The following is a 6,937-nucleotide window of genomic DNA, read 5'->3' as shown; positions in this document are numbered from 1 at the left end:
CCTTCAGGAAGGACACCGTGTCGCGGACCATCTCCAGGTTCTCGTCCAGGGTGGTGCGCAGGGCGAGCTCGACGTGCCGGTCGTGCGACTTGGCGACCAGGGTGATCACCGGGGCGCCGGCCGCCAGGAGCGCCTTGACCTGCGGATCCTCGCTCGCCCTGACCCCGGGGCGGCGGGTGGCGCCGAAGGCGACCAGTTGGGCGTGGCGGAACCTGATCTCCTGCTGGGCGCGGGCGAAGAACTCCGTGTCCCGCGGGTTGGCGCCCGGCCAGCCGCCCTCGATGAAGCCCACGCCGAAGTCGTCCAGGTGCCGTGCGATGGCCAGCTTGTCCGCGACGGTGAGGTTGATGCCCTCCCGCTGGGCGCCGTCGCGCAGGGTGGTGTCGAAGACGTGGAACGAGTCGTCGAGCTCGCTGGTTTCCGTCATGGTCTGAAGACTCCTGAGGTATGAATCTCGGTCTGTACCGGAATGACCGGCTCCACCGTCCCCTATGATCCCTCGCGCTGGACTCCCGGCTGATGGTGGGCCAGAAAAGCGAAAAACCCCTCGCGGGTGCGAGAGGTCTGCGCGCGGGTCGAGGACGACGGTGGCCGCCCGTACCTGGTCGTACGTGGCGGTCACTGCGGACCGGCGCGCCTGCTGCCCATAATCATCGTGGCGAACGAGAGCACGGGGGCAGTCTGGCACAAGGCGCCCCCTCGTCTCACCGGTGTCTCAGGATGCGGTCGGACGACGGCTGCCCGTGGTCGTGGCCGTGGGCGGCCTGGTGCGGGTCCGAGTGTCCGTGGATGTGGTCGTGGTGGTGTCCCAGATCTCCCCGGGCGGGCAGGCCGCTGCACATCCAGGTGCTGCGCCCGGGCAGCCGCGCCCCGGAGGTGGTCGACGTCATCGAGACGACGTCCGGCCGGATCACCTCCTTCACCGTGCCGCTGAACTCCGTGGACGGCACCTGGGTGGTGCTGCGGGTCTCCGACCCGACCCAGGCCAACGGCTCCCCGGGCCCGGCCGGTCACCCGTGCAACGACTGGGGCGTGGCGTACAGCAGCCCCTGGTGGCTCCAGGGCTGACCCGGCAGCCGGGGGCGGCGCGGGGTCGTGGCGCGCGGGACCGGCACACGGCCTACGCCCCGTCGCCGCCCCCTGCCGGCCCGTCGTCCAGGAACTCCCGTACATGGCCGAGGATCTGCGCGCGGTCGGTCCCCCGCAGCCCGATCGCCACGTGGATGGAGAAGCCGTCGAGCAGCGCGCGCAGCCGGGCCGCGAAGCGGTCCGGGTCCACGGCGCGGAACTCGCCCCGCGACACCCCCTCAGCGATCAGAGCGACCAGGTCGCGGTGCCAGGCGCCCTCGATGGCGGCCTGCCGGGCGCGGGCGTCCTCGTCGGCGTTCTGCGAGCGGTTCCAGACCTCCAGCCAGAGCGTCCAGTGCGGGTCGCGGTGCCCGTCGGGCACGTAGAGATCGACGTACGCGTCGAGCCGCTCCCGCGCGCTCCCACCACGGCTGAGCAGCCGTCCGCGCTCGGCACCCAGCTGCCCCTCGCTCCACTCCAGGGTCCGCAGCAGCAACTCGTCCTTGCTGCGGAAGTAGTACAGAAGATGCCCACTGCTCATCCCCACCTCCCGCCCCAGCGCCGCCATGGTGAGCTTCTCGAGACCGCGCTCGGCGATCATTTCCATGGCGGCGGCGAGGACTTCCTCACGCGGCGGTGCCTGTCTGCGCCCACCTGCCATCGCTGCTCCTAGATCTTCGGCTGCTGCTGGGTGATGCAGTGGATGCCTCCACCCCCCGCGAAGATCGTACGGGCGTCCACCAGGGTCACCGTCCGCTCCGGGAACAGGCGGCGGAAGATGCCCGCGGCCAGCTCGTCGCGCGGGTCGTCGAAGGCGCACAGGACGACACCGCCGTTGCAGAGGTAGTGGTTGATGTAGGAGTAGTCGGCCCAGTGGCCGTCGGCCTCCAGGACGGTCGGGGCGGGGACCTCGACGACCTCCAGGGCACGGCCGCGGGCGTCGGTGGCCGACCGGAGGCGGCCGATGACCTCCTTGGTGACCTCGTGGTCGGGGTGCGCGGGGTCGGGCTGGTGGTGGGCGACCACGACGCCGGGGCGGGCGAAGGCGGCGACGATGTCGACGTGGCCGAGGGTGCCGAAGCCGTAGGGAGGGTAGTCGCCGGTGAGGCCGCGGGGCAGCCAGACGGCCTTGCGGGTGCCGAGGTGGGCGTGGATCTCGGCCTCGACCTGCTCGCGCGTCCAGCCCGGGTTGCGCTCGGGGCCGAGCTGGACCGTCTCGGTCAGCAGCACCGTGCCGTCGCCGTCGACATGGATCGCGCCGCCCTCGTTGACGAGCTGCGAGGCGTACGTCTTCGCGCCCACGAGGTCCGAGACGTACGCGCCGATCTTCGCGTCGTGCTCCCAGCGGGCCCACTCCTGGGCACCCCAGCCGTTGAACGTCCAGTCGACGGCTGCGAGTCCGCCCGCCCGGTTGGTCAGGAACGTGGGGCCGATGTCCCGCATCCAGGCGTCGTCGAGGTCGCGTTCGACGGTGTCGACGCCCTCGCCCAGCAGGGCGCGGGCCTGCTCCGACCGGCCGGGGCCGCACACCACCGTCACCGGCTCGAAGCGGCGGACCGCGCGGGCCACCGAGGCCCAGGCGATCCGGGCGGCGGCGAGGTCCTCGGGGTCGTCGAAGGTGGGGTTCGGGCCCGGCCACGCCATCCAGGTGCGCTCGTGCGGGGACCACTCGGCGGGCATGCGGAAGCCGTCGGCTGCGGGGGTGGTCATGTCGCGGGTCCTTAGAGGAAGTACAGACGGTTGAGGGAGACCGACTCGGCCGGTTCGGAGCGCAGCGGGTCGCCGTCGAGGGTGACCAGTCCGGTGCGCCCGTCGACGTCGACCTGTCCGGTACGGGAGTTCAGGCGCAGGTCGGCCGGGCCGATCCCGCGGGTGCCGCGCACGGCGACCCTGCGTCGGCGGGTCGGCATGGTGTCGTGGCCCTGGTCGAGGGCGGCCTGGGCGACGAACGCGACGGAGATGTCGGCGGGTGTGGCGCCGTGCGCGCCGAACTGGGGCCCCAGCACGAGGGGTTCGCAGGTGTCGGTGGCCGCGTTGGGGTCGCCGACCACGCCGTACGCCGGGAAGCCGGCCTTCAGCACGAGCTGCGGCTTGGCGCCGAAGTACTCCGGCCGCCACAGCACGAGGTCGGCGAGCTTGCCGACCTCGATCGAGCCGATCTCGTGCGCGAGGCCGTGCGCGATGGCCGGGTTGATGGTCAGCTTGGCCATGTACCGCAGGACGCGCTCGTTGTCGTGCTCGTCCGGGGCGCCGAACTCGGCCTTCATCTTCCCGGCCATGGCGAACGTACGGCGCACCGTCTCCCCCGCGCGCCCCATGCCCTGCGCGTCCGACGAGGTGATGCCGATGGCGCCCAGGTCGTGCAGTACGTCCTCGGCGCCCATCGTCCCGGCGCGGATGCGGTCGCGGGCCATGGCGGCGTCGCCGGGCAGGTCGGTCTTGAGGTCGTGGACGGAGACGATCATGCCGTAGTGCTCGGCGACGGCGTCCCGGCCGAAGGGCAGGGTGGGGTTGGTGGAGGAGCCGATGACGTTGGGCACCCCGGCCATCTTCAGCACGTTGGGGACGTGGCCGCCGCCGCAGCCCTCGATGTGGAAGGCGTGGATCGTGCGGCCCTCCAGGACGCGGAGGGTGTCCTCCACCGAGAGGCATTCGTTCAGGCCGTCGCTGTGCAGCGCGACCTGGACGTCGTGCTCCTCGGCGACGCGCAGCGCGGTGTCGAGGGCGCGGGTGTGGGCGCCCATGTCCTCGTGCACCTTGAAGCCGCTCGCCCCGCCCTCGGCCAGCGCCTCGATCAGCGGGGCGTCGTGGGAGGACGATCCCCGGCCGAGGAAGCCGATGTTGACCGGCCAGGCGTCGAAGGCGCCGAACGCGTGCCTCAGCGCCCAGGGCGAGTTGACGCCGACCCCCCACACCGGCCCGAACTCCTGGCCGATGAGGGTGGTCACGCCGGACGCCAGCGAGGCCTCCATGATCCGCGGCGACAACAGATGGACGTGGGTGTCCACGGCCCCGGCGGTGGCGATCAGCCCCTCTCCGGAGACGATCGACGTGCCCGTGCCGACCACGACGTCGACCCCGCCGAGGGTGTCGGGATTCCCGGCCCGCCCGATCGAGCAGATCCGGCCCTCGCGAATGCCGATGGAGACCTTCCGGATCCCCTGCACCGCGTCGATCACGACGACGTTGCTGATCACGACGTCACAGGTGTCGCGGACGGCGGCGGCCTTGAGGTGCAGCCCGTCGCGGGCGGTCTTGCCGAAGCCGGCGAGGAACTCGTCGCCGTACCGCTGGGAGTCGGACTCCACACGGATCGTCAGGCCCGAGTCGCCGAGGCGGATCCGGTCGCCGGCGCGCGGGCCGTGCGTGGCCGCGTAGGCGTGCGGGTCGACGTGGATCGACTCGCTGATCTCCCGTCCCTTCGAGCGGCTCATCGCTCGCCTCCTTCGGGTGTGGTTCCCGTGGTGCCCAGATAGCCGCAGGCCGCGGCTCGTCGCAGGGCCTCGTCCTTCGCTCCCGGTGCGTCCAGCGGCCCGTCGACCAGCCCGGCGAAGCCGATCGCGATCCGCTCGCCGCCGACCGGCACGAGTCCGACCTCGCGGCTCTCCCCGGGCCCGAAGCGCACGGACGAGCCGGCGGGCACCGCGAGCCGCATCCCGTAGGCGTCGGCCCGTGCGAAGTCCAGCCGCGGGTTGGCCTCGAAGAAGTGGAAGTGCGAGGTCACGGAGACGGGCACGGTCGCGGTGTTGGTGACGGTCAGCCGCACCACCGCCTCGGGCTCGGCGTGCTCGGGTCCCGGCAGCAGTGCGCCCGGCGCCCGCTGCCCCAGCCTGCCGCCGATCGGCGCGGACACGACCGCGAGCCGTGAACCGTCGTCGAAGACGGCCTCGACGTGCACCTCGGTGACGACGTCGGCGACGCCCGGCAGCACGTCGTCCGGGCCGAGCACCGCGCGGGCGCGCTCGACGGCCTCGGCGAGCCGGGCGCCGTCGCGGGCCGCCTCGCAGACGGTGTCCGCGATGAGCGCGGTGGCCTCCGGCACGTTCAGCCTCAGGCCGCGGGCCTTCCGGGACCGGGCCAGCTCGGCCGCCGAGAAGAGCAACAGCCGGTCACGTTCCGTGGGGGTCAGTCTCATGACGCGGGCACCCTCCTTGTCGTCCCCGATTTAGAACATCACTCTAAACAGTAGGATCCAAGAACGGAAACGATGACGGATCAGCCCGGCAGACGCCACATTGAACACCGCTCAAAGAGAGGGAAGAACCTGGCGGCCGTCGAAGGAGACCCAGCGACGCGCAGGCGCGCCAGCACGAGCGCGCCGAGGACCTGCGGCGCGTTGCGGCGCAGCAGGTCCTCCACAACCGCCGGGCGCGGGGCGGGGCGTACTGGTTCCGGTCCGGGCGGAACATACCGGCCACGGTGTCGTGGGCACCGGGCGCGGGAGTGGGCGCACTGGCGGTGTCCCTGCCGTCGTACGAGGGCCCCCTGCTGTCCCTGACCGGCGGGGTGGACTGCACTCGTGGCGGCCGAGCCCGGGGCCGGCGTACTTGGCCCGTCCGGCAACTGAGGACCAGGCCGGTCGGGCCGAAGCCGGGGGCCGTGGCCCCCGGCGCGGTTCGCGCCGGCGCCGGGGGCGTCCCCGCTCGCTCAGGCCAGCTGGTGCATCCAGCCGTGCGTGTCCTCCGCCGTGCCGCGCTGGATGTCCAGGAGGGCACTGCGCAGGCGCATGGTGACCTCACCGGGCTCGCCGCCCGACTGCCGCCACTCGCCGGACGCGCGCTTGACCGTGCCGACCGGCGTGATCACGGCGGCCGTACCGCAGGCGAAGACCTCGGTGAGGGTGCCGTTCTCCGCGTCGCGCTGCCACTGCTCGACGGAGATCCGGCCCTCCTCGGCCGTGTAGCCCAGGTCGCGGGCGACGGCGAGGAGGCTGTCGCGGGTGACGCCCTCCAGGATGGAGCCGGTGAGCGACGGCGTGACGATCCGGTCGCCGTACACGAAGTACAGGTTCATGCCGCCCAGCTCCTCGACCCACTTGTGCTCGACGGCGTCGAGGTAGCAGACCTGGTCGCAGCCCTTGGCCGCGGCCTCGGCCTGGGCGAGCAGGGAGGCCGCGTAGTTGCCGCCGGTCTTGGCGTCGCCCATGCCGCCGGGGACGGCGCGGACGCGGTCCTCGGAGACCCAGATGGAGACCGGCCTGACGCCGCCCGGGAAGTAGGCGCCGGCCGGGGAGGCGATGACGAGGAAGAGGTACTCGTTGGCGGGCTTCACGCCCAGCCCGACCTCGGTGCCGATCATGAAGGGACGCAGGTAGAGGGATTCCTCGCCGCCGTGCGCCGGCACCCACGCCTTGTCCTGGCGGACCAGTGCGTCACAGGCCTCGATGAACGTCTCCACCGGCAGCTCGGGCATCGCGAGCCGGCGGGCGGAGCGCTGGAAGCGCAGGGCGTTCTGGTCGGGCCGGAAGGTGGCGACCGAGCCGTCGGGACGGCGGTAGGCCTTCAGGCCCTCGAAGATCTCCTGCGCGTAGTGCAGGACGTGCGTGGCGGGGTCGAGGGAGATCGGCGCGTACGGGACGAGCTGTCCGTCGTGCCAGCCGCGGCCCTCGGTCCACTTGATGGTGACCATGTGGTCGGTGAAGTGGCGGCCGAAGCCGGGGCTGGCGAGGATGGCCTCGCGCTCCGCGTCGGAGAGCGGGCTGGCGGAGGGCTTGAGCTCGATCGTTGGCGTCGTCATCAGTGGTTGTCCTTCACCGTTGGTAGTGACGGGCCGCGCTCACGCCCGTACTGCCAGTGGCCAGTGCTAGGACGTCCGAACATTCCCTCATTCCGCGGCTCCGCGTTCGATTATCGCGCGCGGGTGGCCGTGG

General features: G+C 72.2%; 6 protein-coding genes and 2 pseudogenes. 2 read left to right on the top strand and 6 right to left on the bottom strand.

Going from position 1 to position 6,937, the window contains the following annotated elements:
- Positions 1-427 (bottom strand): annotated as a pseudogene (locus tag AB0O67_RS35830) (citramalate synthase); the annotation flags it as partial.
- Between the two features lie 362 nt (positions 428-789).
- On the opposite strand from AB0O67_RS35830, the gene AB0O67_RS35825 reads away from it, so the two are divergent.
- Positions 790-1,068, top strand: a complete 279-nt coding sequence (locus AB0O67_RS35825) for a hypothetical protein (protein ID WP_365459805.1) — start codon at positions 790-792, stop codon at positions 1,066-1,068.
- A gap of 52 nt (positions 1,069-1,120) precedes the next feature.
- On the opposite strand, the gene AB0O67_RS35820 is transcribed toward AB0O67_RS35825, so the two are convergent.
- Genes AB0O67_RS35820 through ureA form a run of 4 tightly spaced genes read right to left on the bottom strand, consistent with a single transcriptional unit; the run spans position 1,121 to position 5,203 of the window.
- Complete coding sequence (locus AB0O67_RS35820) at positions 1,121-1,729, bottom strand: TetR/AcrR family transcriptional regulator (RefSeq protein ID WP_365459802.1); 609 nt, start codon at positions 1,727-1,729, stop codon at positions 1,121-1,123.
- Positions 1,730-1,737: 8 nt separating this feature from the next.
- Entirely contained in the window at positions 1,738-2,778 is a 1,041-nt protein-coding gene (locus AB0O67_RS35815; RefSeq protein ID WP_365459799.1) for an agmatine deiminase family protein, read from the bottom strand.
- 11 nt (positions 2,779-2,789) lie between these two features.
- The gene (locus AB0O67_RS35810) at positions 2,790-4,502 is read right to left on the bottom strand and encodes an urease subunit alpha (protein ID WP_365459796.1); all 1,713 of its coding nucleotides are present in this window, start codon (positions 4,500-4,502) and stop codon (positions 2,790-2,792) included.
- A complete protein-coding gene (ureA, locus tag AB0O67_RS35805) occupies positions 4,499-5,203 on the bottom strand; it encodes an urease subunit gamma (protein WP_365459793.1) in 705 nt (234 codons plus the stop codon). Before ureA ends, AB0O67_RS35810 begins: the two co-directional genes overlap by 4 nt.
- Positions 5,204-5,421: 218 nt before the next feature.
- On the opposite strand from ureA, the pseudogene AB0O67_RS35800 reads away from it, so the two are divergent.
- Positions 5,422-5,586: pseudogene (locus AB0O67_RS35800) on the top strand (cytosine permease); the annotation flags it as partial.
- A gap of 129 nt (positions 5,587-5,715) precedes the next feature.
- On the opposite strand, the gene AB0O67_RS35795 reads toward AB0O67_RS35800, so the two are convergent.
- Positions 5,716-6,804 carry a branched-chain amino acid aminotransferase gene (locus AB0O67_RS35795; RefSeq protein WP_365459790.1) on the bottom strand — a complete coding sequence of 363 codons (1,089 nt, stop codon included), beginning with the start codon at positions 6,802-6,804 and terminating at the stop codon, positions 5,716-5,718.
- Positions 6,805-6,937 lie beyond the last annotated feature (133 nt).

It is taken from the genome of Streptomyces sp. NPDC086077, from assembly GCF_040686175.1.
Lineage (GTDB): Bacteria > Actinomycetota > Actinomycetes > Streptomycetales > Streptomycetaceae > Streptomyces.
Note: the sequence above shows the minus strand (reverse complement) of the source record. Positions and strands in the feature narration are given on the sequence as shown.